Source organism: Aquabacterium sp. OR-4 (assembly GCF_025290835.2).
GTDB lineage: Bacteria > Pseudomonadota > Gammaproteobacteria > Burkholderiales > Burkholderiaceae_C > Pseudaquabacterium.
Genome location: NZ_JAOCQD020000004.1, coordinates 95229 through 120995, shown reverse-complemented (window position 1 = coordinate 120995; position 25767 = coordinate 95229). Strand labels below are relative to the sequence as shown.

At 73.5% G+C, this 25767-nt stretch carries 24 protein-coding genes and 1 pseudogene; 10 read left to right on the top strand and 15 right to left on the bottom strand.

Annotation, left to right across the window (positions count from 1 at the left end):
- Positions 1-9: 9 nt before the first annotated feature.
- Entirely contained in the window at positions 10-930 is a 921-nt protein-coding gene (locus N4G63_RS26025) for a LysR family transcriptional regulator ArgP (RefSeq protein ID WP_314600669.1), read from the bottom strand.
- 75 nt (positions 931-1005) lie between these two features.
- Between N4G63_RS26025 and N4G63_RS26020 the strand changes: the two genes are divergently transcribed.
- Positions 1006-1653 carry a LysE/ArgO family amino acid transporter gene (locus tag N4G63_RS26020; RefSeq protein ID WP_314600668.1) on the top strand — a complete coding sequence of 216 codons (648 nt, stop codon included), beginning with the start codon at positions 1006-1008 and terminating at the stop codon, positions 1651-1653.
- 64 nt (positions 1654-1717) lie between these two features.
- Here N4G63_RS26020 and N4G63_RS26015 read toward each other — a convergent pair.
- Positions 1718-1949, bottom strand: a pseudogene (locus N4G63_RS26015) (DUF2798 domain-containing protein).
- Between the two features lie 95 nt (positions 1950-2044).
- A complete protein-coding gene (locus N4G63_RS26010) occupies positions 2045-2557 on the bottom strand; it encodes a DUF2938 domain-containing protein (RefSeq protein WP_314600667.1) in 513 nt (170 codons plus the stop codon).
- Between the two features lie 74 nt (positions 2558-2631).
- On the opposite strand from N4G63_RS26010, the gene N4G63_RS26005 reads away from it, so the two are divergent.
- From N4G63_RS26005 to N4G63_RS25980, 6 genes are all read left to right on the top strand, one after another.
- Positions 2632-3147 carry a helix-turn-helix domain-containing protein gene (locus tag N4G63_RS26005; RefSeq protein WP_314600666.1) on the top strand — a complete coding sequence of 172 codons (516 nt, stop codon included), beginning with the start codon at positions 2632-2634 and terminating at the stop codon, positions 3145-3147.
- A 150-nt stretch (positions 3148-3297) separates the two neighbouring features.
- Positions 3298-4032: a GntR family transcriptional regulator gene (locus N4G63_RS26000; protein ID WP_314600665.1), complete on the top strand. Its 735-nt coding sequence runs from the start codon at positions 3298-3300 to the stop codon at positions 4030-4032.
- Between the two features lie 8 nt (positions 4033-4040).
- Complete coding sequence (locus tag N4G63_RS25995; RefSeq protein ID WP_314600664.1) at positions 4041-5033, top strand: tripartite tricarboxylate transporter substrate binding protein; 993 nt, start codon at positions 4041-4043, stop codon at positions 5031-5033.
- On the top strand, positions 5026-5994 hold the full coding sequence (locus N4G63_RS25990) for an amidohydrolase family protein (protein ID WP_314600663.1): 969 nt from the start codon (positions 5026-5028) through the stop codon (positions 5992-5994). Before N4G63_RS25995 ends, N4G63_RS25990 begins: the two co-directional genes overlap by 8 nt.
- A 31-nt stretch (positions 5995-6025) precedes the next feature.
- The gene (locus N4G63_RS25985; protein WP_314600662.1) at positions 6026-7021 is read left to right on the top strand and encodes a Bug family tripartite tricarboxylate transporter substrate binding protein; all 996 of its coding nucleotides are present in this window, start codon (positions 6026-6028) and stop codon (positions 7019-7021) included.
- 124 nt (positions 7022-7145) lie between these two features.
- Complete coding sequence (locus N4G63_RS25980) at positions 7146-9338, top strand: hybrid sensor histidine kinase/response regulator (RefSeq protein ID WP_314600661.1); 2193 nt, start codon at positions 7146-7148, stop codon at positions 9336-9338.
- Between the two features lie 16 nt (positions 9339-9354).
- Here N4G63_RS25980 and N4G63_RS25975 read toward each other — a convergent pair whose 3' ends face one another.
- The 10 genes from N4G63_RS25975 to N4G63_RS25930 all read right to left on the bottom strand — a co-directional run bounded on the left by N4G63_RS25975 (position 9355) and on the right by N4G63_RS25930 (position 22613).
- Positions 9355-10281 carry a DMT family transporter gene (locus N4G63_RS25975; RefSeq protein ID WP_314600660.1) on the bottom strand — a complete coding sequence of 309 codons (927 nt, stop codon included), beginning with the start codon at positions 10279-10281 and terminating at the stop codon, positions 9355-9357.
- Positions 10282-10309: 28 nt separating this feature from the next.
- Positions 10310-11020 carry a helix-turn-helix transcriptional regulator gene (locus tag N4G63_RS25970; protein WP_260791038.1) on the bottom strand — a complete coding sequence of 237 codons (711 nt, stop codon included), beginning with the start codon at positions 11018-11020 and terminating at the stop codon, positions 10310-10312.
- Positions 11021-11076: 56 nt separating this feature from the next.
- Positions 11077-11433 carry a DUF1304 domain-containing protein gene (locus N4G63_RS25965; protein ID WP_260791036.1) on the bottom strand — a complete coding sequence of 119 codons (357 nt, stop codon included), beginning with the start codon at positions 11431-11433 and terminating at the stop codon, positions 11077-11079.
- 38 nt (positions 11434-11471) lie between these two features.
- Positions 11472-13691 (bottom strand): sigma-54-dependent Fis family transcriptional regulator, encoded by a 2220-nt coding sequence (locus N4G63_RS25960; protein WP_314600659.1) that lies wholly within the window; start codon positions 13689-13691, stop codon positions 11472-11474.
- Positions 13692-13760: 69 nt separating this feature from the next.
- Positions 13761-16082 carry a xanthine dehydrogenase family protein molybdopterin-binding subunit gene (locus tag N4G63_RS25955; protein WP_314600658.1) on the bottom strand — a complete coding sequence of 774 codons (2322 nt, stop codon included), beginning with the start codon at positions 16080-16082 and terminating at the stop codon, positions 13761-13763.
- Positions 16079-16549 carry a (2Fe-2S)-binding protein gene (locus tag N4G63_RS25950; protein ID WP_260791030.1) on the bottom strand — a complete coding sequence of 157 codons (471 nt, stop codon included), beginning with the start codon at positions 16547-16549 and terminating at the stop codon, positions 16079-16081. The genes N4G63_RS25955 and N4G63_RS25950 overlap by 4 nt, the downstream gene beginning before the upstream one ends.
- A 122-nt stretch (positions 16550-16671) precedes the next feature.
- Positions 16672-18423, bottom strand: coding sequence for a PQQ-dependent dehydrogenase, methanol/ethanol family (locus N4G63_RS25945; protein WP_260791028.1), 1752 nt, complete (start codon positions 18421-18423; stop codon positions 16672-16674).
- A gap of 71 nt (positions 18424-18494) precedes the next feature.
- Positions 18495-19214, bottom strand: a complete 720-nt coding sequence (locus N4G63_RS25940) for a QcrA and Rieske domain-containing protein (RefSeq protein ID WP_260791026.1) — start codon at positions 19212-19214, stop codon at positions 18495-18497.
- 523 nt (positions 19215-19737) lie between these two features.
- Complete coding sequence (locus tag N4G63_RS25935; protein ID WP_314600657.1) at positions 19738-21591, bottom strand: flavin-containing monooxygenase; 1854 nt, start codon at positions 21589-21591, stop codon at positions 19738-19740.
- A gap of 137 nt (positions 21592-21728) precedes the next feature.
- The gene (locus N4G63_RS25930) at positions 21729-22613 is read right to left on the bottom strand and encodes a class I SAM-dependent methyltransferase (RefSeq protein WP_260791013.1); all 885 of its coding nucleotides are present in this window, start codon (positions 22611-22613) and stop codon (positions 21729-21731) included.
- Positions 22614-22757: 144 nt separating this feature from the next.
- On the opposite strand from N4G63_RS25930, the gene N4G63_RS25925 reads away from it, so the two are divergent.
- Together N4G63_RS25925 and N4G63_RS25920 are read left to right on the top strand one after the other, a co-directional pair.
- Positions 22758-23075 (top strand): hypothetical protein, encoded by a 318-nt coding sequence (locus tag N4G63_RS25925; protein ID WP_260791011.1) that lies wholly within the window; start codon positions 22758-22760, stop codon positions 23073-23075.
- Positions 23076-23156: 81 nt separating this feature from the next.
- Positions 23157-23639, top strand: coding sequence for a VOC family protein (locus N4G63_RS25920; RefSeq protein WP_314600656.1), 483 nt, complete (start codon positions 23157-23159; stop codon positions 23637-23639).
- Positions 23640-23707: 68 nt separating this feature from the next.
- On the opposite strand, the gene N4G63_RS25915 is transcribed toward N4G63_RS25920, so the two are convergent.
- Together N4G63_RS25915 and N4G63_RS25910 are read right to left on the bottom strand one after the other, a co-directional pair.
- The gene (locus N4G63_RS25915; protein WP_260791009.1) at positions 23708-24109 is read right to left on the bottom strand and encodes a hypothetical protein; all 402 of its coding nucleotides are present in this window, start codon (positions 24107-24109) and stop codon (positions 23708-23710) included.
- Between the two features lie 40 nt (positions 24110-24149).
- Complete coding sequence (locus N4G63_RS25910) at positions 24150-25013, bottom strand: ZIP family metal transporter (protein WP_260791007.1); 864 nt, start codon at positions 25011-25013, stop codon at positions 24150-24152.
- A 453-nt stretch (positions 25014-25466) separates the two neighbouring features.
- Between N4G63_RS25910 and N4G63_RS25905 the strand changes: the two genes are divergently transcribed.
- Positions 25467-25751: an iron uptake protein gene (locus N4G63_RS25905; RefSeq protein ID WP_260791005.1), complete on the top strand. Its 285-nt coding sequence runs from the start codon at positions 25467-25469 to the stop codon at positions 25749-25751.
- Positions 25752-25767 lie beyond the last annotated feature (16 nt).

Genomic DNA, 25767 nt, shown 5'->3' with positions numbered 1-25767 from the left:
TGCCCGCCGTCAAGTGCGCGCCGGTCGGGTCGGCCGCAGGGCTTGGCGTGCGCCGGCCAGCACGGCCGCAGTCAACTGCTGCAGCAGGCCCGAGGCGGCGCGGGCATGCTGCCAGTACAGCGGCACGTCCAGCGGCGTGTCGGGCACCAGCTCCACCAGGCGGCCGCTGCGCAGGTGGGCGGCCACCAGGCCTTCCTCGTGCAGGCCCCAGCCCATGCCGGCCAGCGCCGCCACCACGAAGGCCTGGGCCGAGGGCAGCATGTGGCGCGGCAGCTCGATCGGGCGGCGGCACTGGCGCCGCACCCAGCGCGCCTGCAGTTCATCCTTCAGGTCGAACACCAGGCTGGGCGCACGGGCCAGCGCGCCCGCGTTCACGCCCGCGGCAAAGTGGCGCGCCATGAAGGCCGGCGTGGCCGCGGCGCGGTAGCGCATGGCGCCCAGCGGCTGGCCGTTGCAGCCGGCCGGCGGCCGCGCGGCGCTGGTCACGGCGGCCAGCACCTGGCCCGTGCGCAGCCACTCGGCAGTGTGGTCTTGGTCGTCCACCGCCACCTGCACCAGCACCGGGGCGTCGGCGGCATAGGCGGCCAGCGCCGGCGCAAACCACGAGGCCAGGCTGTCGGCATTGACGGCCACCGGCAGCGGCACCCGGGTGCGGCCATCGCGCGTCAGCGCGGCCAGCGTGGGCAGGTCGCCGCGCAGGTCCTGCTCCATCAGGGCCACCCGATCGACATGCTGGCACAGGCGGCGGCCGGCCTCGGTGGCGCGGCAGGGCTGGGCGCGCACCACCAGCGCGCTGCCCATGCGCTCTTCGAGCGCGCGGATGCGCTGCGACACCGCCGAGGGCGTCACGTGCAGCACCTGCGCGGCGCGTTCGAAGCTGCCCTCGCGCACCACGGCGGCCAGGGCCGACAAGGCGGCGTAATCGAGCATGATTCAGTTGAGCTTCATCTGGCTTAGAAGCTTTAGTTTGTCTTCACCGGCCAGGGCTGGCAAGCTGGGCACCGCATGAATCACATTCCACTCCTCCCGCACGCCGTGCCGGTGTTTCTGCAGGCCCTGGCGCTGAGCCTGGGGCTGATCGTGGCCATCGGCGCGCAAAACGCCTTCGTGCTGCGCCAGGGCCTGCGCCGCGAGCATGTGGCCAGCGTGGTGGCCTTTTGCGCCGTGGCCGATGCCTTGCTGATCGCCGCCGGCGTGCTGGGCATGGCCCAGGCGCTGGGCCGCAGCCCGGGGCTGGCGCGCGCGCTGGCGCTGGCCGGTGCCTTGTTTCTGGCGGCCTATGCCTGGCAGGCGCTGCGCCGGGCGCGCCAGCCGCAGCGCCTGCAGGCCGCCGCCGATGTGCTGGGGCAGGGCACGCGGCGCGCCGCGGTGCTGGCCCAGGCGGCGGCATTCACTCTGCTGAACCCGCATGTCTACCTGGACACCGTGCTGCTGGTGGGCAGCATCGGTGCGCAGCAGCCGGCGGCGCTGCGCGGCTGGTTCATCGCCGGGGCCAGCGCCGGCAGCCTGCTGTGGTTCACCGCGCTGGGCTTTGGCGCACGCTGGCTGGCGCCGTGGTTTGCGCGACCCCGCGCCTGGCAGTGGCTGGACGGGCTGATCGGCATCACCATGGCCTTGCTGGCGGCGCTGCTGCTGCGCCACGCGCTGGGCTGAGGGGCTGAGCAGGCCCGCCCGGCATGGGGGGCACGCGGGGTGGGGGGCACTCAGGCCGGTGCCCTCAACTCTGCCGTACCAGCGCCTGCACCATGCGGCGCGCCAGCGGCGCCACCACCAGCACCACCGGAAAGGCCACCAGCCAGGCATGTGGTGAGCCAGGCACTGGTCCACAGCGCCGCGAAGTCCGGGCCCAGGCCCACGGCGCGGCCGGTGGAGATGCCCGAGACCAGCAGCGACATCAGGCCGGACAGGATCAGCCCGAACAGGGCCGGGGCAAAGCGCGAGGGGAACATGCGAGTGCTTTCGTTGGGGGGGGCGATGGCCGACCGTGGCCGGCGGTGGGGGGATGGGGTGGCGGGCCACGGCTGCTGCGCAGGCCAGGCCCGGCTCAGGCCAGCGCAGCGGCCGGCGCACCGGCCAGCAAGCGCGCGCACAGGTAGAGCCCGACGCCAAACACCATGTGGTTGAGCGTGCTGCGCAAGCAGTTCTTCAGCGGCGTGGCGGTGCGCCGCGACGCGAAGCCCGCGCCCATGGCCGGCTGCATGACGAACAGCGGCGCCACCACGCTGGCCAGGCCGAAGGCCAGGGCCGGAAGCGGCGTGGGCTGGCGCACCCAGGCCATGCCCTGCCAGGCCACCAGCGCAGCGGCAAAGGCCACGCCCACCGCATAGTGGCTGAGCCAGCCCAGCGCCAGCTCGTGCCGCACCGGTGCGGCCTGGGCAATGGCGGGGTGGGTCAGGCGGCCGCGCGCCAGATGGCCGATCCAGCGGCCCAGCGGCGCGAAACCGGCGCTCGGCTGACCCAGGCGGCGCAACAGCAGCAACCAGGCATCGAGCACGGCCGTGGCGCCGATGCCGATCAGCAGGATGTGGACGGCAGTGGTGATGTCGGGTGGGTTCATGGGGCGCGCTGGCTTGACCTGTGGTGCGATGGATGGCACTGTAGAACTTGAACTCAACTTCAAGTCAAGCGCGCATGGACATCTCTGAAGTGGCAAAGCGCTCGGGCGTGGCGGCGTCGGCCTTGCGCTTCTATGAGCGCAAGGGCCTGATCCGACCGCTGGCCCATGGCGGTGCACGGCGCCGCTATGCGCCAGTCGTGCTGGATCAGTTGGCGCTGATTGCGCTGGGGCAGGCTGCCGGCTTCTCGCTGGATGAGATCCGCGCCATGTTCACGCCCGAGGGCCAGTTGCAGATTGACCGCGCCCGGCTCGCCGCCCGGGCCGACGAGATCGATGCCATGCTGCGCGGGCTGCAGGCCCTGAGCGAGGGGCTGCGCCATGCGGCGGCATGCCCCGCCCTGGATCATGCCGCCTGCCCGTCGTTCCAGCGCCTGCTGAAGGCGGCGGCCCAGGGCGTGCTGAGTGCGCCGCAGGGCCGCCTGGCGCCGCGTCAGGCGCGCCTGCCGCCAGGCCCCTCCCAGGCCCACAGCGGCCCGCTGGACGAGGTGTTCAGCGTTTGGCAGCGGGTCAGGCGGTCGCGCCCCGCATAGGCGCAGCGAGGCCTGCCGCGGCTTGCCGGCAGGCATCTCGCGGTGCAGGCTGGCGCGCCGGGTCTTCGCCGCCGTGTCCCGGCCCCGGGTTCATCCCGAGGCCGGCGCAGCAGTCAGCGGCGGATACTCTAGTCCTATAGAGGACTAGAGATGTCATCCGTTCGCCTTGTCGACTCCGAACCCGGCCAGAGCCGCTACGCCGCGCTGGCGGCGGCCATGCGGGCGCGCATCGTGGGTGGCGAGTGGCCGCCGGGCAGTGCCATCCCGGCCGAGCAGACGCTGGCCGCCGAGCATGGCGTGGCGCTGGGCACCATGCGCCGGGCGCTGGAGCTGCTGGCCGAGCAGGGCCTGGTCGAGCGTGTGCATGGCCGCGGCACCTTTGTGCGCCAGGGCCTCAGCGGCGCGCCGATGCTGCGCTTCTTCCGCTTTGGCGCGGCGCGTGGCGAGGCGCCGCGCTCGCGCATCCTGGCGCGTGACACGCTGGCCGCGCCGGCCGAGGTGGCGCGCGCGCTGGGCAGCGGCCCCGGCGAGCCGGCGCTGCGCCTGAGGCGCCTGCGCAGCCTGGGCGGCCAGCCGGTGCTGCATGAGGAGATCTGGCTGCCGCTGCCGCTGTTTGCGCCGCTGGCCGAGGGCGACGCCGCGGCCTGGGGCGACCTGCTCTACCCGCTGTTTGCCGAGCGCTGCGGCGTGCACGTGCACCGCGCGGTCGACAGCATCGGCTTTGGCAGCCTGGGCGCCGCCCAGGCCCGTTCGCTGCGCCTGCCGGCCGGCCACCCCTGCGCGCGGGTGCAGCGCCAGGCCTTTGATCTGGCCGGCCGCTGCGTTGAATGGCGCGCCTCGCTGGGCGATGCCAACGCCTTCCACTACACCGTGGCCATCACCTGAGGACCCCCATGACCCGAGCCCATGCCCCCACTCGCCGCGCGCTGCTGGCGGCCGGCGCCGGCCTGCTGGCCGCGCCGGCGGCGCCCGTGCTGGCCGCTGGCGACATCGCCGCCGGCAAGCCGATCACGCTGCTGGTGAGCTACCCGGCCGGCGGTGGTGCCGATGTGATGGCGCGCCTGATCGCCCCGCGCATGGCCGAGGCGCTGGGCCAGCCGGTGGTGGTGGAGAACAAGCCCGGTGCCAGCGGCACGCTGGCCGCCGCCCAGGTGGCGCGCGGGCCGGTCGATGGCTCGCTGCTGCTGCTGGATGCCTCGTCGTACGCGGTCAACCCGGCGCTGTTCGACAAGCTGCCGTACGAGCCGGCCACGGCCTTTGCGCCGCTGGGCGTGCTGGCGCTGTTTCCCAATGTGCTGGTCTGCACGCCCGGCTTCGAGGCGCGCACGCTGGCCGATGTGCTGCGCCTGGCGCGTGCCCAGCCGGGCAAGCTGGCCTATGCCTCGTCGGGCAATGGCTCGGCCCAGCACCTGGCCGGCGCGCTGTTCGAGGCCATGGCGCGGGTGGAGATGCTGCACATCCCCTACCGCGGCGGCGGCCCGGCGCTCAACGACGTGATGGGCGGCCAGGTGCCGCTGTTCTTCGCCAACCTGGCCTCGTCGCTGGGCCACATCCAGTCGGGCCGCCTGCGCGCGCTGGCGGTGAGCTCGCGGCTGCGCTCGCGTGTGCTGCCCGATCTGCCCTCGCTGGACGAGGCCGGCCTGAAGGGCTACGAGGTGCTGGAATGGAACCCGCTGCTGGCGCCCGCCGGCGTGCCGGCGCCGGTGCGCGCGCGGCTGGCCGCGGCGCTGCGCAAGGCCATGGCCGAGCCAGAGCTGCTGGGCCGCGTGCGTGCGCTGGGCGGCGAGGTGTTTGGCGGCGGCGAGGCCGAGGCCGGCGGGTTTTTGAAGCAGCAGCAGGCGCTGTGGGCGCGCGTGGTGCGCGAGCGGCGCATCACCCGTGAGTGAGGTGCCTGCGCCGCCGTCGCCGCAGGCCACCGCGCCCGATCTGCCCGCCATGGCCGATGGGGCCCACGGCGGGGCCGGCAACGCCCTGCCCGGCGGCTGGGACTGCCATGTGCACGTGTTCGATGCCGCACAGCCGGTGCGCCCCGGCCACTACCAGCCGGTGCACCGGCCGCTGCCGCAGATCGAGGCGCTGGCCGCGCAGCATGGTGTGGGCCACCTGGTGCTGGTGCAGCCCAGCGTCTACGGCTGTGACAACACGCTGATGCTGCGCGCGCTGCAGGCCGGTGGTGGCCGCCACCGCGGTGTGGCGGTGGTGGCGCCCGATGTCGGCGATGCGGCGCTCGACCAGCTTCACGCCGCCGGCGTGCGCGGCGTGCGCTTCAACTGCGTGTCGCCGGCCGGCCACGGCGCTGCGCCGCAGGCCCTGGCGGCCGAGCTGCAGCACCTGGCGCCGCGCCTGCGCGCGCGCGGCTGGCATGTGCAGTGGTACGTCACGGCCGACACCCTGCCCATGCTGCCGCGCTGGCAGGCCGATACCGGCCTGTGCTTCGTGCTCGACCACCTGGCCGGCCTGCATGCCGGCCTGGCCGACGAGCACCCGGCCTGGGCCGCCGCGCAGGCCCTGGCCGAGGGCGGCGCCTGGCTCAAGCTGTCGGGCTGGTATCGCCTGGGCGCCGCCGCCGCCGGGCCGGCGCAGCCCGTGGCACCCGCGCAGCCTGAGGCGCCCGTGCCGCCATCCACCGCGCCCCACGCGCCCTATGCCCTGTTGTGGCCGGCCATCCGCCGCGCCGCCGCGCTGTTCGGCCCGCGCCTGGTGTGGGGCTCCGACTGGCCGCACACCAGCTTTGCCCCTGATCGTCTGCCGGCCTATGCCGCGGTGCTCGATCCGCTGCGCGCGGCCCTGGGCCCCCTGGCCGCCCACCGTGTGCTGCACCAGGGCGCCGCCGCGCTCTACCGTTGACCCAAGACCCCTGACCCAAGGAGACCTGCCCATGAAGCCCGCCCATCCGATCAGCTCACGCCGCCAGTGGCTGGCCCATGTGACGGCCACCGGCGCCGGCCTGGCGCTGCCGGGCCTGGCGCGTGCCCAGGCCTGGCCCGCCAAGCCCGTCCGCCTTGTGGTGCCCTTTGCGCCGGGCGGCAGCTCGGAGATCGTGGCGCGCAGCACCGCGCTCGAGCTGGGCCGCCAGCTGGGCCAGAGCGTGTACGTCGAGAACAAGCCCGGCGCCGCCGGCAACGTGGCCATGCAGGAGGTGGCGCGCGCCGACGACCAGCACACGCTGATCCTGGGCCACATCGGCACGCTGGCGGTCAACCCGTACATCTTCGACAAGCTGCCCTACGACCCGAACAAGGACTTCCGCCCGATCTCGCTGCTGGCCAAGGTGCCCAGCCTGTACCTGGTGCGCCCCGACCTGCCGGTGAAGAACCTGCGCGAGCTGATCGCCTTTGCCAGAAAGAACCCGGGCAAGCTCAACTATGGCTCGGCCGGCAACGGCAGCGCCGGCCATCTGGCGATGGAATACCTGAAGATGGCCAGCGAGACCTTCATGCTGCATGTGCCCTACCGCGGCACCGGCCCGCAGCTCACCGACCTGCTGGCCGGCCGGCTGGATGTGGCCTCGGTGGGCGCCCCGGCGGTGATGCAGTTCATCCACGCCGGCAAGCTGCGCTGCCTGGCCACCGGCACCACGCAGCGCCTGGCCCAGCTGCCCGATGTGCCCACGGTGGCCGAGCAGGGCTTTGCCGGCTTCGAGATGACCCAGTGGTACGGCCTGCTGGCGCCGGCCTCGCTGCCGCAGCCCGCCGCCGACCGCCTGGCCACCGCCGCCGTGGCCGCGGTGCGCGCGCCGGCCACCGTGGAGCGCCTGAATGGCGACGCCGCCATGGCCGTGGGCAACACGCCGGCCGAGTTTGCGAAGTTCATCGCGCTGGAGCAGCAGCGCTGGAAGGCGGTGGTGGCGCGGGCGAAGATCAAGCCCGACTGAGAGGGTGTCCCCGAAATGAGAGGCACCCTCTGAGCTGCCGCTATCATCCGCCGCGGTCCCTGCGCATCGTGCGGCCACCGCTGGCCGCGGCCTGTGGCCCCACCGAGGCCTTGTGCGCGCCGCCATGCTTGTACCTCCCCCACGCGCTGCCGACGACGCCACCCTGCAGGCAGTCATCACCCACGTTTCGCGGCTGGCCGCGGTGCGGGCCACCGAGCTGCTCGACACGCCGGCCGAAGACAGCTTCGACCGCCTGACCCGCCTGGCCACGCGCCTCATCGGCGCGCCGGTGTCGTTCATGACCCTGGTGGACGAGGGCCGCGATTTCTACAAGAGCCACAGCGGTTTTGCGGAGCCGCTGGCCAGCGTGCGCCAGCTCGAGGGCCGCACCTTCTGCCACTTCGGCCTGGTGTGCGAGGGCCCGCTGGTGCTCGACGATGTCACCGCCTATCCGGGCTTTCGCGAGGTGCCCACGGTGCGTTCGCTGGGCATCCGGGCCTATGCCGGCGTGCCCCTGATCACCGACGACGGCCTGTGCCTGGGCAGCTTCTGCGCGGTGGACTTCGCGCCGCGCCAATGGCGCGAGCAGGACATCGCGCTGCTCGGCGAGCTGGCCCATGCGGCCATGCGCGAGATCGTGCTGCGCCAGGCGCTGCGGCGCGCCGAGGCCGCCAGCCGCGCGCGCAGCGCGTTCCTGTCGAACATCGGCCACGAGATCCGCACGCCGATGCATGCCATCGTCGGCCTGAACCATCTGATGGCCCGCGACAACCGCGATCCGCTGCAGCGCGAGCGCCTGGGCCAGGTGGATGCGGCGGCACGCCGGCTGATGCAGCTGATCAACGACCTGCAAGACCTCTCGCGCATCGAGTCCGGCCGCCTGCAGCTCGAGCCGGCCGAGTTTGCGCTCGACGCGATGTTCAGCGCCTGCTTCGAGCAGCTGGCCAGCCAGGCGCAGGGCAAGGGCCTGGAGCTGGTGCTCGACACCCATGGGCTGCCGCGGCGCCTGCGCGGCGACGCCCAGCGGCTGCGCCAGGCGTTGCTGCACCTGCTGTCGAACGGGGTGAAGTTCACCACCCAGGGCTCGGTGCGCCTGCACGGCGAGCTGCTGCGCGAGGCCGGCGCACGCGTGCTGCTGCGCCTGGAGGTGCGCGACACCGGCCGGGGCATCGCGCCTGCGGCCCAGGCCCGCTTGTTTGATGGCGATGCGCCGGCCGACGAGCACCGCGCCCGGCCGGCCGGCTCTGGCCTGGGCCTGCTGCTCACGCGCCATCTGGCGCAGCTGATGGGCGGTGAGGTGGGCGTGGCCAGTACGCCCGGCCAGGGCAGCCGCTTCTGGTTCACCGCCTGGCTGGAGCGCGCCGCCGACCAGGTCGAGGCCGACGAGCCGGTGCGCCTGCAGAGCCTGCGCGCCCTGGTGGTGGACGACCTGCCCGAGGCGCTGGCCAGCCTGGGCCGGCAGCTGGGGCAGCTGGGCCTGCAGGTGCTGGGCGTGCCGGGTGGCCGCGAGGCGCTGCAGGTGGTGCAGCAGGCGATGCTGCGCGGCACGCCCTTCGACCTGCTGCTGATCGACCGCGACATGCAGCCGCTGGACGGCCTGGCCACGCTGCGCGCGCTGCGCAAGGCCCTGGGCGATGGCATGCCGCCGGCCATCCTGATGGCGTCCGGCGAGGGGCCGGCGCAGGCCTGGCAGCCGCCGCGCGGCCTGCGCTGCGAGGGCGTGCTGAGCAAGCCGGTCCTGCCCTCGGCGCTGCACCGGCTGCTGATGCAGGTGCTGCGCACGCCGCAGCCGGTGGCCGCCGCGCAGCTCACCGGCCGCGCGCTGGCCGAGGCGGCATTGCGCCGTGGCCATGCCGGCCGGCGCGTGCTGGTGGCCGAGGACAACCCGATCAACCAGAGCGTGCTCTACGAGCTGCTGCGCCTGGCCGGCCTGGAGGTGCTGCTGGCCAGTGATGGCGCGCAGGCCCTGGCGCTGGCCGCCAGCCAGCCGGTGGATCTGCTGCTGCTGGGCGCGCAGATGCCGGTGCTCGATGGCCTGGCCACCGCGCGCCGGCTGCGCCCGCCGGCCGGCGCGCCAGGGGCTGCCGGGCCGGGTGCTGCTGGATTGGGCGCTGCCGGGTCGGGCGCTGCCGGGCCGGGTGTGCCGCCCGCCTCGCCGCGCGGCGCGCGCCCGGCCATCGTGATCATGAGCGCCGATGCCTTCGGCCCCGACCGCCAGGCCTGGCACGACGCCGGCATCGACGACCACCTGGCCAAGCCGGTGGATCCCGAGAGCCTGTACCAGACCCTGCTGCGCTGGCTGCCGCCGGCGCCCTGAGGGCCGCGGCAGGCCCTCAGGCCGGGGCCGCAATGCCGCGGCGCAGCTCGGCGCGCACCACGCCCAGCACGCCGGCCAGCACCAGCGCCAGCCCGGCCAGCGCCGGGCCGCCCACCGGCTCGCCCAGCAGGGCCACGGCCAGCACGAAGGCCACCACCGGCTCGGTCAGCGCCAGCGTCACACCGGTGGCCAGGCTCACATGGTGCAGCGCGTGGCTGTAGAGCAGGTAGGCCAGGCCGGCCGTGACGACGCCGGTGTAGGCCGTGGCCGCCAGCGCACGCGCATCGGGTGCCGGCAGGCCGGCCTGCCACACGGCGGCCGGCAGCGCCAGCAAGGCGGCCACGCCAAAGGCCGACAGCGTGATCACCGCCGCCGGAGCCTGCCGCAGCATGCGCTGGTTGAGCAGGCTGTAGACGGCGTAGGCCAGGCCGGAGACCAGGCACAGCGCGATGCCGGGCAGCGAGATCGGCAGCGTCGCCGCAGCCCCGGCCGCCAGCAGCGGCCCGCCGCTGGCCAGCAGCACGCCACCGGCCACCGCCAGCGCCGCGCCCAGCCACCAGTGCGCCGCCGGCGGCTGCCGCTGCACCGCGGCCTGCAGCAGCCCGGCCCACAGCGGCCCGCTGCCCAGGGCGATGGCCGTGCCCACCGCCACGCCGGTGAGCCGCACGCCGGCAAAGAAGGCCAGGTTGTAGACCGCCATGCACAGGCCGGCCCCCAGCGCCGCGGCCGGCGACAGGCCGCGCCAGGCGCTGGCCCGCCAGGCCCCGGTGGCCAGCGCCAACATGGCATAGAAGGCCGCGGCAAAGGCCAGGCGCAGCGCGCCAAACCACAGCGCGGGCAACTGGGCACCGGCCAGCGCCTGGGCGGTGCCGGTGGTGCCCCACAGCATGGCCGCGCCACAGACACAGGCCACGCCCAACCAGGGACGAGCGATCGGGTACATGCCGGCCAGCATGGCGGCGCTGGCGGGCTCAACTTTCGCGCAGCGCTCGTCCTGTGGCGGCGGCCCGCAGGCGGCGTGCGCCGGTGCCGCGCTCGCGCCGCAGTGCCACCGACAGCGCGCTGGCGCTGCCATAGCCCACCTGCAGCGCCACCGCCTCCAGCGCCAGGCCGGCGCGCAGCCACTGCTCGGCGCGGGCCAGCCGGCGCTGGCGCACAAAGTGCTGCGGCGAGCAGCCCAGCGCCTCGGCGCAGCGCGCGCGCAGGCGCTGCGGGCTCAGGTGGCAGGCGGCGGCCAGCGCGGCCACGCTCCAGTCACCGGCCGGCTCGGCATCGATGCGTGCGGCCAGCGCCTCGAAATCGATCGGCCGGCGCGGCGCCAACGTGCGTGCCTGGCCCAGCAGCGCCTCGAGCAAGCCGTGCGCGGGCTGCTCCGCCAGGCGCTCGCGCCAGCCGGGCGGCGGCGCCAGGCGGCGCAGGCGCGCCAGGGCCGGCGCGTGCTCGCAATCGAACACCAGCACGCGGGCGCGGCCCTCGGCGCGGTAGCTGTGCACCTGGCCGGCCGGCACGATCAGGCCGCTGCTGGCATCGACCCGCGCATCGCGTCCTTCCACTTCCATGCACAGCGCGCCGTCCAGGCCGAACAGCACCTGGGCATGGCTGTGCACATGGCGGCCGCCCTCGCGGCCGTAGTGGCGCAGCAGCGGCCCGAGCTGGCCCAGCCCGCCCACGGCGACGGGCAAGGGACTCACAAGGCAGGGCCGCCATGGGCCCGCGCAGCAGGTTCATTCACAGCTTGTCAGGCCAGTGCCAGCAGGGCCAGGCCCAGGGCCGCCGGCAGGGCCTGCACGAACAGGATGCGGCGGCTGGCCGTGGCCGCACCGTACAGGCCGGCCACCAGCACGCACAGCAGGAAGAAGGCCTGCACCGGCCGGCCGGCCGCGCCCTGCCACAGGCCCCAGAACAGGCCGGCGGCCAGGAAGCCGTTGTACAGGCCCTGGTTGGCCGCCAGCACCTTGCTGGCGGCGGCGAACTCGGGCGTCAGGCCGAAGGCCTTGTGGCCCTTGGGCGTGTCCCACCACAGCATCTCGAGCAGCAGGATGTAGACATGGATCAGGCCGACGAGCGCGACGACGATGGAGGCTGCCAGGGACATGGGGAACATCTTTCGCGGCAATGCTGGAGCCGGCGATGCTACGCCGTGCCGCTGCCCTCGTCGTCGGGCGGCAGGCGGTGCGGCGCCACGATGCCCAGCGCCTTGATGCGTCGGTACAGCGTGGCGCGCGAGAGGCCCAGCCGCGCCGCCGCCTCGCCCACCCGCCAGCGCTGCTGGCGCAGGGCCTGCTCGATGCGCTGGCGCTCGGCCACCTGGGCCACCTGGGCGGCCGGGGCGGCCGGCGCGGCCTGCGGCGTGGCCGGAGTTGCGGCCGGGTTTGCGGCCGGGGGTGCTGCCGATGTGGTGGCCGGTGGGGCGGCCTGAGCCGGGGCCCCGACCGCGGGCGCCTGGCCTGGCGTGCGCCCGGCGCTGCCGGCCGTGGCCCACAGGTCATCGGCAAAGTCGGCGGGCAGCAGCACGCTGCCATCGGCCACCGCGCAGGCATAGCGCAGCGCCAGGCGCAGCTGGCGGATGTTGCCCGGCCAGCGGTGGGCCATCAGCTGCTGCAGGGCCTGCTCGCCCAGCAGCAGGCCCGGGCGGTTGGCGGCCTGGGCCTCCTGGCGCAGCAGCAGCTGGATCAGCTCGGCGCGGTCGGTGCGCTCGCGCAGCGGCGGCAGGCGAAAGCAGGCGCCGGCCAGGCGGTAGTACAGGTCTTCGCGAAAGCGCTGCTGCGCCACCAGGGTGGGCAGGTCCTGGTGGGTGGCGCAGACCACGCTCAGCTTCACGGCCACCGCCTCCTCGGCGCCCAGCGGCGTGACCTCGCCCTCGGCCAGCACGCGCAGCAGCCGGCTTTGCAGGGCCAGCGGCATGTCGCCGATCTCGTCGAGAAACAGCGTGCCGCCGTCGGCCTGCAGCACCTTGCCGCGGGCGCCGCGCGCGCGGGCGCCGGTGAAGGCGCCGTCGCGGTAGCCGAACAGCTCGCTCTCGATCAGCGTGTCGGGGATGGCGGCGCAGTTCAGCGCTACGAAGGGCCGCGCCGCGCGCAGGCTGGCGGCGTGCAGGGCCTGGGCGAAGGCCTCCTTGCCGGTGCCGGTTTCGCCCAGCAGCATGATCGGCATGTCGCGGTTGACGACCCGCAGCGCACGCTCGACCAGCGGGCGCAGCGCGGTGTCGCCGGTGGCCAGCTGGGCAAAGCCGCGCCCGCCGGCGGCTGCCGCCGCGCGGCCGCTGCCGGTGCCAGTGCCAGTGGCAAGGGTGCTGTGGCCTGCGGGGCTGGTGGGGCTGGTGGGGCTGCTGGCGGCCGGGCCGCCCGGGCCCGGCGCCATCTGGCGCGGCGCGCGCAGCACGCCGTGCATCAGCTCGCCGGTGCCGCAGACGCGCAGCGGCAGCGCCAGCCCGGGGGCGGCATGGGCCTGCGCCACCAGCTGCCCGGCCCCGGTCTCGAACAGCGCGGCCAGCGTGGGCTGGCTGGCCGGGCACAGGCGCTCCAGCAGGCGCCGCGCCGGCCGGTTGGCGGCCACGATGCGGCCCTGCTCGTCAAAGGCCAGCAGCAGCTCGCTGGCCGCGCCGCGGCCGCCGGCACTGCCGCCGGGCCCGAAGCTCAGGCGCCAGTGGTCGCGCAGGCGGTACTCGGCGTAGGCGTTCTCGATCAGCAGCGCCTTTTCCTGGACCAGGTTGAACACCAGCTGCTGGCTCTCGCGCTGGTAGGGCGAGTACAGGGTGCTGGCGTCGAGCACCGCGAGCAGTTCGTCGTCGAGCCCGAACACCGGTGCCGCGCTGCAGCTCAGCGCGATGTTGTCGACGCGGAAGTGGTCGGTCTTGTGCACCAGCACCGCCTGGCGCGTGGCGATGGCGGTGCCCACGCCATTGGTGCCCTCGCTCTCTTCGGCCCAGCACACCCCGGGGCGCACGCCGGCGCGCTTGAAGCGCGCGTCGGTGTCGCCGCGGTGGCGGAAGTCGAGCGTCACGCCGGCCGCATCGGCCAGCAGGATGCAGTAGTTGGCTGGCGCCACATGGCGGTCGAGCGCGTCGACATGCGGGCGCGCCAGGTCCATCAGCGCGCCCACGCGGGCGGCGGTCTCGCGCAGCTCGGCGGCGCCCAGCACGCGGCGGTAGCTGTTGCCGGCGGGGTCGAGCCGGTGGCGCTGCAGCGAGCGCTGCCACGAGGCGGCGATGTAGGCCTCGCCGCCGGCATCGCTGCCACGCAGCAGCGCGCCGGGCGCCGCGGCCTGGCCGGGCGGGGTGTTGTCGGCCTCGGGGCTGCGCTCAAGCGCGCCGAGCACGCGCTCGACATGCTGCAGGCTTTCGGGATCGCTCATCCGGGTGCGCATGGCTGGCACGCGCCGCCTGTGAACTGCCACGGCGGCAGGCGGCGCGTGCGCTGCATGCTAGGCAAGCTGGCGGCCGATCGGCAATTGGCGTATGCGCTTGCCTGTGGCGGCGAACAAGGCATTGCACAGCGCCGGGGCGATCGGCGGCACCCCCGGCTCGCCCACGCCGCCGAGTGGCAGCGCGGGGTTGGAGGGCATCAGGTGCACGCGGATTTCGCGCGGGGCCTGGGCCATGCGCAACAGTTCGTAATCCTGGAAGTTGCGCTGCTGTACGCGGCCGTTCTGGAACGTCACCTCACCGAACATCGCCTGCGACAGGCCGTTGATCACCGCGCCCTCGATCTGCGAGCGCACGCGGTCGGGGTTGACCACCGCGCCGCAGTCCACCGCCACGTCCACCCGCGGGATGCGCAGCTGGCCCTGCGCGTCCACCGCCACCTGCACCACCGCGGCCACGTAGCTGACGAAGCTGTAGTGCGCGGCCAGGCCCCGGCCGCTGCGCGGCTGCTGGCCCTTGCCCCAGCCGGCCTCCTGGGTGACGCGCTCGATCACCCGGCGCAGGCGGCCGGTGTCGATGGGGTAGCGCTCGGGCGATTCGCCGTGGTTCCAGCCATCGGCGATGGCCGCCGGATCGATCTTGCGGTCGGCCCCCAGCAGGGCCAGCAGGTAGTCGCGGTGGTCGCGGCCGGCGGCGGCCGCCAGCTCGGCCACGAAGCTCTGCGTGGCAAAGGCATGCTGGATGTTGTTAACCGAGCGCAGCCAGCCGATGCGGGCATGGGCCTCGGCGGCCGGGTTCTCGATGCGGATGTTGGGGATGTCGAAGGGCAGGCCGATCAGGCCCAGCCCGATCTCGATGCCGTGCAGGTGCTTGGGGTCGGGCATGAACAGCGACATGAAGGTCTGCTCGGCGGCGCGGTGCCGCCAGGCGATGAGCTTGCCGTCGGCGTTGATGCCGGCCTCCAGGCGCTGCGCCGAGATGGTGTGCAGGTAGTCGTGGGCCAGGTCGTCCTCGCGGGTCCAGGTCACTTTCACCGCCGCGCCGTCGAGTGCCTGGCTCAGCAGCGCCGCCTCCACCGCGAAATCGGGCTTGCTCTTGCGGCCGAAGCCGCCGCCCAGCAGCGTGACGTTGACCGTGACCGCGCCGAAGTCGAGCTTCAGGCGCTTGGCGATGCGGTCGCGCGCGGCCTGCGGCGACTGCACCGGTGCCCAGCACTCGCAGCGCCCGCCGACGATGCGCGCCACTGCCACCGGGGTCTCCATCGACACATGGGCCAGGTGCGGCACGTGGTAGTCGGCCTCGACGCGGCGTGTCGCCACGGCCAGCGCCGCGCGGGCGTCGCCCTCGTTGCGCAGCAGCTTGCCGTCTTCGCTGTTGGCGGCGGCCTGCAGCGTGGCGCGGTAGGTGCTGGTGTCGTAGCTGGCGTGCGGGCTGTCGGTCCACTCGATCACCAGGGCCTTGCGGCCCTCGATGGCCGACCAGGTGTCGCGTGCCACCACGGCCACGCCGCCCAGCGGTTGAAATTCCGACGGCGGCGGCGTGCCCGGCAGCTCGATGACCTTGAGCACGCCCGGCACCTTCAGCGCCGCGGCGGCGTCGAAGCGCTTGACCGCGCTGCCCAGCACCGGCGGACGCGCCACCACGGCAAACAGCATGCCGGGCAGCATCACGTCCTGGCCGTACTGCGCGCGGCCGCTGACCATGTCGGCCCCGTCCACCGACAGCATGCTGTCCTTGCCGATGTAGCGCCAGTGCTCGGGCGTCTTCAGCGTGAGCGCGCTGCGCTCGGGCACCGGCAGGGCGCCGGCGGCTTCGGCCAGCGCGCCGAAACCCAGGCTGCGCTTACTGGCGGCATGCACCACCTGGTGGTTCTTTGCGGCCACCTCGGCCACCGGCACGCCCCACCGGGCGGCGGCCGCGGCCTCCAGCATCTGGCGCGCCGCGGCGCCGCAGCGGCGCATCGGCTCGAACCAGTGGCGCATGCTGCGCGAGCCGTCGGTGTCCTGGTTGCCGAACTTGCCTTCGTCGCCCGGTGCCTGCTGCACCCTCACGCGGGCCCAGTCGGCCTCCAGCTCGTCGGCCACCACGCGCGGCAGGCTGGTGCGGATGCCCTGGCCCATCTCGCTGCGGTGCACCACGATCGTCACCCGGCCGTCGCGGCCGATGGCGATGAAGGTGGCCGGGCTGTCGCGCCAGCCATTGGGCATGCCGTCGGCGCCGTACTTGGGGGCTTCCTGCGCCTGGGCGATGCGCGGCAGGCCGTCCAGGCCCACGGCCAGCAGCAGGCCGCCTGCGCCGGGCAGCAGCTGCAGCCAGCGGCGGCGGCTGAGTCCGTTGCCACTGTGCTCGCGGGGGGCGGTGTGCGGTGTGCGCGTGGTCATGCCTTGCCTCCTGCGGGTTGGCCGGCAGCCTGGTGGATGGCCGCCCGTATCCGGGTGTAGGTGCCGCAACGGCACAGGTTGCCGCTCATGGCCTGGTCGATCTCGGCGTCGGTGGGCTTGCTGCGGCTTTTCAGCAGCGCCGCGGCGCTCATCAGCTGGCCGCTCTGGCAAAAGCCGCACTGGGCCACGCCATGGGCCTGCCAGGCTTGCTGCAGCTGGCGGCCCACGGGCAGGGCCGCGAGGCCTTCCACCGTGGTGACCTGCTTGCCCGCCACCGCCGACAGCGGCGTGGTGCAGGCCCGCACCGCCGTGCCGTTGAGGTGCACGGTGCAGGCCCCGCACACGCCCACGCCGCAGGCGTATTTGGTGCCGGTGGCGCCCAGGCGGTCGCGCAGTGCCCACAGCAGCGGCATCTCGGGCGCGGCATCCAGCTGCACCGGCTTGCCGTTCAATTGAAAACTGGTCATTGCAATGTTGCTCCTATCGAAGCAGGTCTCAGGTCGAACCCAGCGACCGCCGCGGAACCGGCTTTGCCGGGCCGCTGGCGGTGCCCCCTGGGGGGAAGCGCCGAAGGCGCCTCGGGGGGGACTTATTTCGGCAGCTTGTAGACCATCAGGTTGCCGCCCTGCGGCACCGTGGTGGTGGTCTTGAACAGGCTGTTGAAGGCGCCCTGCATGCGCTCGGCATCCACGCCCCAGCCCGAGAGCACGGCCACGTACTGCTCGCCGTCCACCTCGTAGGTGCTGGGCACGCCGGTCACGCCCGAGGGCGTGGCGGTTTCCCACAGCGTCTTGCCGTTGCGGGCGTCAAAGGCGCGGAACATGCGGTCGTTGGTGCCGCCGGCAAACACCAGGTTGCCGCCGGTGGTCATCAGCGGCGCCCACAGGAAGGTGTTGAACTTGGTGCTCCAGGCCAGCTTGCCGGTCTTCATGTCCCAGGCCTGGATCTCGCCGATGCTCTGGTCGGGCTTGGGCACGCGCACATTGCTCAGGATGCCTTCGAGCGGAAAGCCGATCCACAGCTCGCCGGGCTTGTACTTCTCGGCAATGCCGCCGGGCAGGTAGCTGCACAGGTTGTTGTTGGCCGGCACGTAGAACAGGCCGGTGCCGGGGTTGTAGGCCTCGGGTGTCCAGTCCTTGCCGCCCCACAGGCTGGGGCAGTAGTCGGCGCCCTTGCCGAGGGCCGGCTTGCGGCTCATGTCGTAGCTGGGGCGGCCGCTGGTCTTGTCGAGGCCGGTGAACACGTTGTTGTTCACATAGGGCCAGGCATCGACAAACTTGAGCTTGCCGCCGTCGCGCTCGAGCACCCACATGTAGCCGTTGCGCCCGGCACGCACGGCCGCCTGGATCTTGCGGCCCTTGAACTCGGTGTCGAACAGGATCGGCGGCGAGACCTCGTCCCAGTCCCAGCTGTCGTTCCAGGTGTACTGGTGGTGGCCGGTGATCTTGCCGGTGTCCACATCGAGTGCCACGCTGGACGAGGTGTAGAGGTTGTCGCCCTGGCGCGTATCGGGTGTCCAGGGGGCCGGGTTGCCGGTGCCCCAGTAGGCCACGTTGCGCGCCGGATCGTAGGTGCCGGTGATCCAGATGCTGCCGCCGCCGGTCTTGTAGCTGCCGTTGTCGGGCCAGGTGTCGCCGCCGGGCTCACCGGGGGCCGGCACGGTGTAGGTGCGCCAGGCCTGGGCGCCGGTCTCGGCGTCATAGGCGGCCACGAAGCCGCGCACGCCGAACTCGCCACCCGAGCTGCCGACCATGATCTTGCCCTTGGCGGCCAGTGGCGCCAGGGTCATGTAGTAGCCGGTCTTCCAGTTCTCGACCGGCTTCTCCCACAGCACCTTGCCGGTCTTGGCATCCAGCGCCACCAGCATGCAGTCGAGCGTGGCGAAGTACAGCTTGTCGCCGTACAGCGCCACGCCGCGGTTGGTGGGGTGCAGCTGGGTCAGCTCGGCCGGCAGCTGTTTCTTGTAACGCCACAGCTCGGTGCCGGTCTTGGCGTCGAGGGCCACGATCTGGCTGCCCGGCGTGGTGATGTACATGTAGCCGCCGTTGACCATCGGCGGGCTCTGGTGGCCTTCGACCTGTCCGGTGCTGAAGGCCCAGGCCAGCTGCAGTTTGGCCACGTTGGCGTTGTTGATCTGCTTGAGCGGGCTGTAGCCCCAGCCGCCGTAGTTGCCGCGGTACTGCAGCCAGTTGGCCGGCTCGGGGTTGGCCAGGCGCGCATCGGTCACCGTGGGGTAGGGCCGCGCGCTCTGCGCCAGCGCGGGGCCGGCGGCGAGGGTGGCGCTGGCCGCGGCAAGGGCCAGCCAGTGCAGGCGGGGACGGAGGGTGCGGGAACGGGGCATGGTCGGTCTCCTGGGCTTGTGGGTCTTGGGGAACGGCGCGCGGCACGTTGGCCACGCTGAGGGAAACGGGTTCAGGCCTTGTGGCCGCCGGGGGGCTGGCTGAAGCCGCCGGCCACCACCAGGCGGCCGGCTTCCACCCGCAGCGGCAGCGCGGGCAGCGGGCGCGGCGCCGGGCCGGCCACCACCGCGCCGCCCTGGGCCGGCTGGAACTGCGAGAAGTGGCAGAAGCACAGCAGGGTCTTCTCCTGCTCGCGCCAGGCGCTCACATCGCAGCCCTGGTGGGTGCATACCGACGAGTAGGCCATCACGCCCTCGGCGGCGCGCTGGGCCGACGGGGCGTCCAGCGCACTGGCCTCCAGCCGCACCAGCAGCACGCGGTTCAGGCGCGAGCTGTCGCGCAGCGCGCGGGCCTTGGGGTCGAAGGGCCAGGCCAGCTGCTGCTTGGCGTTGGGCTTGAGATCGGCCACGGTCAGCGGCACCGGGGTGTCGGCGTCCACCGACACCAGCCAGTCGCCGGGCTGCGGGCCCTCGGCGGCCGACCAGGCCTCGGCGGTGGACAGGCCGCCGGCGGCGGCGGCGCCGCAGGCCAGGCGCTGCAGTGCGGCGCGGCGGCCGGTGTCGCAGCCGGGGCAGGGCGGGGATGCCGGGGATGCCGTGGACAGGCCGTTGGGGCCGGCAGGCTGCAGGTGGGTGAGGATGGCTGGAGAGGGGGGAAGGACATGGCGAACCAGGGGCGGGTGGATGGAAGCGGTGGATGGATGCGGTGGCCTGGCTGTGGTCGGGCGCCGCAAGCGGGCTGTGGCCAGGCGCCGCAATCGGGCAGGCTGGCGCTCACGCTGCGGCCGGGCGGCCCGGCAGGTGAACGGGTGAGGGCAGGGGGCTGGGCGGTGCGGGCCGCCCCGGGCGATCAGCCGCTGGGCGTGCGCGCTGCGTGGGGGTTGGGCCGGGGCCACGGCCGGGGCTGGTGGCCTGCGGGCGGTGGCAAGGCCTGGGTGGTGCTCGGCGTGGGCAGGGCGCGATGGACTGGCATGCTGGGTGTCTCCTCAGACGACCGCGGCGCATGCATGGCGCCGCCGGTTCCTGCCGCTGTACGCGCAGGATGCGTGCCAGGCGCTGCCTCAGGGATAGCCCGGTGGTCGGACGGCCGCGACGGGCGCCGCAGGCCTGTTCGTCGCAGCCCGGCTGCGACGGCCGTCTCAAGCGGCCAGGCGGCCGGGCCGGGCGGGGGTGCGACTTGCGTGCGACTTGCGACGGGGCCGGGCGGCCCCGCAGGCCCCGCGAGACCCGCCTGGGGCCATGCGCACCGGGCGCCGATCAGCGCACGCCAGGTGCAGGCAGCGGCGTGGTCTCCAGCCCCGGCAGCGTGCCGTCGCGGCGCCATTCGTCGAGCAGGCGGATGAACACCGTGGGCCCGCGCCAGAACTGGCCGTTGCGCTCGCTGCGCTCGTCGTACACGCCTTCGTTGTTGTAGTAGCCGGGCGTGCAGGCGGCCAGGTAGTCACGCCGCGCGCGGGCGTACTTGACGATGGTGGCCGTCCACCGGGCCTCGGCCTCGGCGTCGGCCTCCAGCGTGGCCAGGCCACGGGCGCGCACCTCGCCCAGCACATGGGCAATGTGGCGCGACTGCTCGTCGAGCATGTGCTGGAAGTTGGCGCTCTGGCCCGACTGCTGGGTGCCGGTGATGAACAGGTTGGGAAAGCCGCGCGTGAACAGGCCGTGGAAGCTGCTGGCACCATCGCGCCACTTGTGGCTGAGCGTGAGGCCGTCGCGGCCGGTGACCTCGAAGCCCAGGCGGCGGGTGACATCGGTGCCGACCTCGAAGCCGGTGCCGTAGATCAGGCAGTCGAGCACGTACTCGCGCCCGGCCACCACCACGCCGCGCTCGGTGATGCGCTCAACGCCCTGGCCCTGGGTGTCGACCAGGTGCACGTTGGGCCGGTTGAAGGTGGGCAGGTACTGGTCGTGAAAGCAGGGGCGCTTGCAGAACTGGCTGTACCAGGGCTTGAGCGCCTCGGCGGTGGCCGGGTTGCGCACCACGGCGTCGATGCGCGCGCGCACGCGCTGCATCTTCAGGTCGTCGGCGTGCTGGATCAGGGCCTCGGTGTCTTCGCGGCTGGCCGGCGCATCGCCCGCCTTGCGCGCACGCCGTGCGGCCAGCAGGATGCCGGTGATCAGGTCGGTCCAGCCATCATCGACCAGGTCGACCTCGAAGTCGGCGCCCGAGATCACGGCGGTGAAGTTGTCCATGCGCTGGCGCTGCCAGCCGGGCTGCAGGCCCTGCACCCAGGCCGGGTCGGTGGGCCGGTCGTTGCGCACATCCACCGCCGAGGGCGTGCGCTGGAAGACGAAAAACTCCTGCGCCGCCGCGCCGATGTGCGGCACGCACTGCACGGCCGTGGCGCCGGTGCCGATCAGGCCCACGCGCCGATCGGCCAGGCCGGTGAGCGGTGCGCCGGACGCGTCGCCACCGGTATAGGCGTAGTCCCAGCGGCTGGTGTGGAAGCTGTGGCCGCGAAAGCTCTCGACGCCCGCGATGCCCGGCAGCTTGGGCCGGTTGAGCGGCCCGCCGGCCAGCACCACGAAGCGCGCGTCAAGCTGGTCGCCGCGGTCGGTGCGCACGCGCCAGCGCGCGGTCTCGGCCAGCCAGCGCATGTCGGCCACGGTGGTCTGGAACAGCGCCGCCCGGTACAGGTCGAAATGCCGGCCGATGCGCTGGCTGTGCGCCAGGATCTCGGGCGCGCGGGCGTACTTGCTCAGCGGCATGTAGCCGGTTTCTTCGAGCAGCGGCAGGTAGATGTAGCTCTCGGTGTCGCAGGCCGCGCCGGGGTAGCGGTTCCAGTACCAGGTGCCGCCGAAATCGGCCGCCTGGTCCAGGATGCACAGGTCGTCCCAGCCGGCCTGGCGCAGCTGCGCGGCGGTGAGCAGGCCGCCGAAGCCGCCGCCCAGGATCAGCACATCCACCGTGCGCTGCTGCGGTGCGCGCGGCGTGGGCGCCGCGGCGTGCGGATCGTCGCGGTAGCGGGCCAGCTCGCCGGCGGCCTCGAGGTACTGCGCATTGCCGTCGGCCCGCAGGCGGCGCAGTCGCTCGGCCTCGTAGCGGCGGTGCAGTGCGGCCGCGTCGAAGCGGTCGTCGGCCGCTGGAAGGACATGGGTCGCGCTGTCGGCCATGGGGCGGGCTCCGGGCGGGGGCAGGGGGCGCCCAGGCCAGGGCAGCCGGCCGGGCCGCGCCACTCTAGGCGCGGCGGCGGGCGCACCGGTGTCGCGCAGGGCTCATCCAGGGTTTGCCCGGGCCGCGCCGGCCCGGCTCAGCCCGGCTTGCGGTAGCGGTGCGTGAAGCGGTCGGATTCGCCAATGGCCAGGAAGCGCTCGCGCGTGGCCTCGCCACCGCGCAGCGTGGGCGGCAGCGACCACACGCCGTGCGGATGGTCGCGCGTGTCGCGCGGGTTGGCATTGACCTCGCTGCGCGCCTCGGCCACAAAACCGGCCGCGCGCAGGCGCTCGGCCACCAGCGCCTCGGTGAGGTAGCCGGTCTTGATCTGCTGGGCCAGCGGCGTGTCGGGCGCCGCGCGGTGATCCACCACGCCCAGCACACCGCCGGGGCGCAGCAGCGCGAAGCTGGCGCGCAGGATGTCGTCGAGCTGGCTGTCCTCGAGCCAGTTGTGCACGTTGCGGAAGGTGAGCACGCAGTCCACGCTGCCCGGCGCCAGCGGCAGCTCGCCAAAGCGCGGGCCCAGCGGCCCGCCCGGCAGCGTGCCGACCAGCACGCGGTCGTACAGCTCGGGGTGCTTGGCGAGCTTGGCCTCGAAGTTGGCGCGGCCGCGGCGGCGGTAGTCCTGGGCATCGTCACGCGCGAAATGCGCCACCGCCAGGCGGCCACGCTCGCGCAGCCAGGGGGCCAGGATCTCGGTGTACCAGCCGCCGCCGGGCGACAGCTCGAGCACGCTGTGCGCCGGGCGCACGCCGAAGAACTGCAGCGTCTCGGCCGGGTGGCGTGCCGCGTCGCGGGCGCGGTTGTTGGCGCTGCGCTGCGGGCCGGCCAGCGCGGCGGCCAGCGCCGCATCGGCGCCGGCCTCGGGCTGGGCGCGGGCGGGGCTGCCGGCCAGCGCGGCCAGGCCGGCGCCCCAGGCAGTGCCGAGGCTGGCGCCCAGCTGGGCAAGATGGGTGCGACGGCGGATCGGCAGCGCTGGCATGGCGGGTTCTCGGCAAGGGTGACTGGGGGTTCCCCTTGAATGATGGCCGAGGATGGCGGCCGGCACCGGCGCTCTGGCAACATCGGGATACAAAAACCGGGGCCTCGGCCGCGCCCGGCCCTCCAGGACAGCCCGCAGCACCCCATGACCGACCTCCTCGCCGCCTACCGCCACAGTGCCCGCAACCAGGCCGAGATCGAAGCCAGCACGGTGTGCGGCTGCTTCAACTGCACGCAGATCTTCCCGCCCGACGAGATCATCGCCTGGGGCGGGCTCGATGCCAGCAGCTTCGACGACCCCGATGCCGCCGCGCAGGACGCCACCGCGCTGTGCCCGCGCTGCGGCGGCGAGACCGTGATCGGCGACCGGTCGGGCTTCGCCATCGAACTGGAGTTTCTGCGCGACATGAACGAGGCCTGGTGCCAGCGCACCATCATCCGGCCGAAGAAGCCGCAGGTCTGACGGGGCGGCGCTGGCGCTTGGCGCGATGATGCGCCAGCGCCCACCGTGCACGGGCGCCATGGCCACATCAGGAACCACCGCATGACCATCCCCAAGAACACCGTGTGCCTCTGGTTCGACGGCACGGCCCTGGAGGCGGCGCAGTTCTATGCCGCCACCTTTGCCGACAGCGCGGTGGGCGCGGTGCAGCTGGCGCCGGCCGACTATCCGTCGGGGCGGCAAGGGGATGTGCTGACCGTGTGTTTCACCGTGCTGGGCATGGCCTGCCTGGGTTTGAACGGCGGGCCGGTTTTTCCGCAGACCGAGGCCTTCTCGTTCCAGGTGGCCACCGACGACCAGGCCGAGACCGACCGGCTGTGGCAGGCCATCGTCGACAACGGTGGCCAGGCCAGCGCCTGCGGCTGGTGCAAGGACCGTTGGGGCGTGTCGTGGCAGATCACGCCGAGGGCGCTGACCGAGGCCCTGGCCGACCCCGACCGCGCCGCCGCCCGGCGCGCCTTCGAGGCCATGATGCAGATGGGCAAGATCGACATCGCGGCGATCGACGCGGCACGCCGCGGTTGAGCGGCTGAGCCCGGGCGCCGCCCGCCGCACCGGGCTGGTGGGCCCGTCTTGCCGGGCCGTGCCCGGACTCAGGCCGCCGATCCGGGCGACCGGGCGAGGCCAGCGAGCAAGTCGCGCACCGATTGCACCGCGCAATCGATGGCCTGCATGGCCACCGGATCGTGGCAACCCAGCAGCGATTGCAGGCGGGCCTGCGGGTACACAGCGTGTTCGACGCAGAGGTTGCGCCAGGTCCAGGGCAGGGCCGGGTCACGGGCGGTCTGCAGCAGCAGCTCCAGGCAGCGCCGCTGCGTCGGCAGTTCGGGCCAGGCCCCTTCGGCCGCCACCCGCCGGCCGGCTTCCAGGTACAGGCGCACGGCACAGGCGCAGCGGGGGTTGTAGGCGCAGCGCACGCCGATGCCGATGCGGTCCCACCAGCGCAGCAGCGCGGCCGGCGGAGGGGTGTCGTGTGCGCGGTGCGCTGTGGTCATGGTCTGGTCCTGGTCACGGTGGGTGCCGGCCCGCCTGGCGTCAGCCCAGGGCGGTGTCCAGCGTCATCATCAAGGTGAAGCCGAGCAGCAGGCCGGTGGTGGCCCAGCGCTCGTGGCCCTGGCGGTGCGACTCCGGGATGACCTCGTGGCTGACCACGAACAGCATCGCGCCCGCGGCAAGTGCCAGGCCCCAGGGCAGCAAGGCGCCCGACAGTGCCAGCGTGGCCGCGGCCAGTGCCGCTGCCAGCGGCTCGACCAGGCCCGAGGCCGCACCGATGCCGGCAGCGGTGGCCCGGCGCATGCCGACGCGGTGCAGCGCCAGCGCCACGATCAGGCCCTCGGGCACGTCCTGGATGGCAATGCCGGTGGCCAAGGCCATGGCGTGTGCGGCGTTGGTGCCCGCCGCGGCCACGCCGATGGCCAGCCCCTCGGGCAGGTTGTGCAGCACGATGGCCAGCACGAACAAGGTGCTGCGGCGCATGCTGGCTGGCCCGGCGCGGCCCGATCCGCCAAAAAAATGCGCATGCGGCAGCACACGCTCAAGCCACATCAGCAGCCCTGCGCCGGCCAGCAGGGCGGCCCCGATGCCCAGCGCGCGGGGCCAGGGCCCCAGGCCTGACGCGCCCGCAGCGGCAAAGGCGGGGTTGAGCAGCGAGAAGCAGGTGGCCGCCAGCATCAGGCCGGCACCAAACCCCAGCAGGGCGTCCTGGGTGCGCTGCGTTGGTGCGCGCGCCAGCACCATCGGCAGCACGCCCAGGGCCGTGGCCAGTGCTGCCGCGGCGCCCAGCAGCAGGGCGTCCTGCACGCCGGCCAGCCGGCCCAGTGCCGCCCATGCCTGGGCCACGGCAAGGGCGGCGCCCACCGTCACGATGGTCAGGCCCAGCCACTGTCGCGGTGCCAGCATGCCGTTGCCAGTTCTTCCGGTCACGGGACTCAAGGCGTTCAGGCGCCCAGCGGAACCAGCACGTAGACCGCCAGCACCACCAGCGCCAGGGCTGCCCACTCGAGGGTTGGGCACAGCGGATGGTCGCGCATCACGGCATCCGCACGGCGCTCGGCTGCGATGCCGGCTGACCGGGCTGCGGGCAAAGGGATGGGCGTGACATGGCGGGTCCTCGAGGTGGCTATACCTGGGGCTGGCCGTGTGCTGGCATGCAGGCGCGACGTCGCATGGGCGCGCAGGGCTGGCGCGAGCGACGACAACGCCGGCATACTACATGCGAATAGTTCGCATTAGCAATATTCCGCAAGCAACCCGCTCGTCGGCCGGGAATCACGCTGCGGCGCATGCCCCCACAGAAGGCGAAGCGCAGCCATCAGCCTTCATAATGAGAAGCATTCTTCTTCTCATCAAACCATGCCGACCGCTGCCCAGATCCTCAGCCGCATTGCCGCCAGCCTGCTGGGCGGCTGGGCCTTCGTGTGGGGCTTCGTCACCCTGGCCATCACCGGGCAGGTGGCGCTCGGCCAGTCGTATGGCGAGGCCCACACGGCGGCCATGCTGCTGGCCTTTCTGGTCTTTCTGGCCGCGTTCTGCTGGGCCTTCGCGGCCCGGAGCCTGTGGCGGGTCTGGACGGTGCTGGCGGGCGGCGCGCTGCTGATGACTGGTGCCGGCTGGCTGCTGCAGTCGTCCCTGACCTGACCCGATCGAGGAGCCC

Excerpts from the sequence above, each read along its gene's own strand:
- N4G63_RS26010 (WP_314600667.1), bottom strand. The coding sequence starts at position 2,557 with ATGAACCCACCCGACATCACCACTGCCGTCCACATCCTGCTGATCGGC.
- N4G63_RS25945 (WP_260791028.1), bottom strand. The coding sequence starts at position 18,423 with ATGCCCCGTTCCCGCACCCTCCGTCCCCGCCTGCACTGGCTGGCCCTT.
- N4G63_RS25960 (WP_314600659.1), bottom strand. The coding sequence starts at position 13,691 with ATGAGCGATCCCGAAAGCCTGCAGCATGTCGAGCGCGTGCTCGGCGCG.
- N4G63_RS25930 (WP_260791013.1), bottom strand. The coding sequence starts at position 22,613 with ATGCCAGCGCTGCCGATCCGCCGTCGCACCCATCTTGCCCAGCTGGGC.
- N4G63_RS26005 (WP_314600666.1), top strand. The coding sequence starts at position 2,632 with ATGGACATCTCTGAAGTGGCAAAGCGCTCGGGCGTGGCGGCGTCGGCC.
- N4G63_RS25955 (WP_314600658.1), bottom strand. The coding sequence starts at position 16,082 with ATGACCACGCGCACACCGCACACCGCCCCCCGCGAGCACAGTGGCAAC.
- N4G63_RS25910 (WP_260791007.1), bottom strand. The coding sequence starts at position 25,013 with ATGCTGGCACCGCGACAGTGGCTGGGCCTGACCATCGTGACGGTGGGC.
- N4G63_RS25925 (WP_260791011.1), top strand. The coding sequence starts at position 22,758 with ATGACCGACCTCCTCGCCGCCTACCGCCACAGTGCCCGCAACCAGGCC.
- N4G63_RS25905 (WP_260791005.1), top strand. The coding sequence starts at position 25,467 with ATGCCGACCGCTGCCCAGATCCTCAGCCGCATTGCCGCCAGCCTGCTG.
- N4G63_RS25920 (WP_314600656.1), top strand. The coding sequence starts at position 23,157 with ATGACCATCCCCAAGAACACCGTGTGCCTCTGGTTCGACGGCACGGCC.
- N4G63_RS25995 (WP_314600664.1), top strand. The coding sequence starts at position 4,041 with ATGACCCGAGCCCATGCCCCCACTCGCCGCGCGCTGCTGGCGGCCGGC.
- N4G63_RS26000 (WP_314600665.1), top strand. The coding sequence starts at position 3,298 with ATGTCATCCGTTCGCCTTGTCGACTCCGAACCCGGCCAGAGCCGCTAC.
- N4G63_RS25965 (WP_260791036.1), bottom strand. The coding sequence starts at position 11,433 with ATGTCCCTGGCAGCCTCCATCGTCGTCGCGCTCGTCGGCCTGATCCAT.
- N4G63_RS25975 (WP_314600660.1), bottom strand. The coding sequence starts at position 10,281 with ATGTACCCGATCGCTCGTCCCTGGTTGGGCGTGGCCTGTGTCTGTGGC.
- N4G63_RS25935 (WP_314600657.1), bottom strand. The coding sequence starts at position 21,591 with ATGGCCGACAGCGCGACCCATGTCCTTCCAGCGGCCGACGACCGCTTC.
- N4G63_RS25915 (WP_260791009.1), bottom strand. The coding sequence starts at position 24,109 with ATGACCACAGCGCACCGCGCACACGACACCCCTCCGCCGGCCGCGCTG.
- N4G63_RS26025 (WP_314600669.1), bottom strand. The coding sequence starts at position 930 with ATGCTCGATTACGCCGCCTTGTCGGCCCTGGCCGCCGTGGTGCGCGAG.
- N4G63_RS25950 (WP_260791030.1), bottom strand. The coding sequence starts at position 16,549 with ATGACCAGTTTTCAATTGAACGGCAAGCCGGTGCAGCTGGATGCCGCG.
- N4G63_RS26020 (WP_314600668.1), top strand. The coding sequence starts at position 1,006 with ATGAATCACATTCCACTCCTCCCGCACGCCGTGCCGGTGTTTCTGCAG.
- N4G63_RS25985 (WP_314600662.1), top strand. The coding sequence starts at position 6,026 with ATGAAGCCCGCCCATCCGATCAGCTCACGCCGCCAGTGGCTGGCCCAT.
- N4G63_RS25980 (WP_314600661.1), top strand. The coding sequence starts at position 7,146 with ATGCTTGTACCTCCCCCACGCGCTGCCGACGACGCCACCCTGCAGGCA.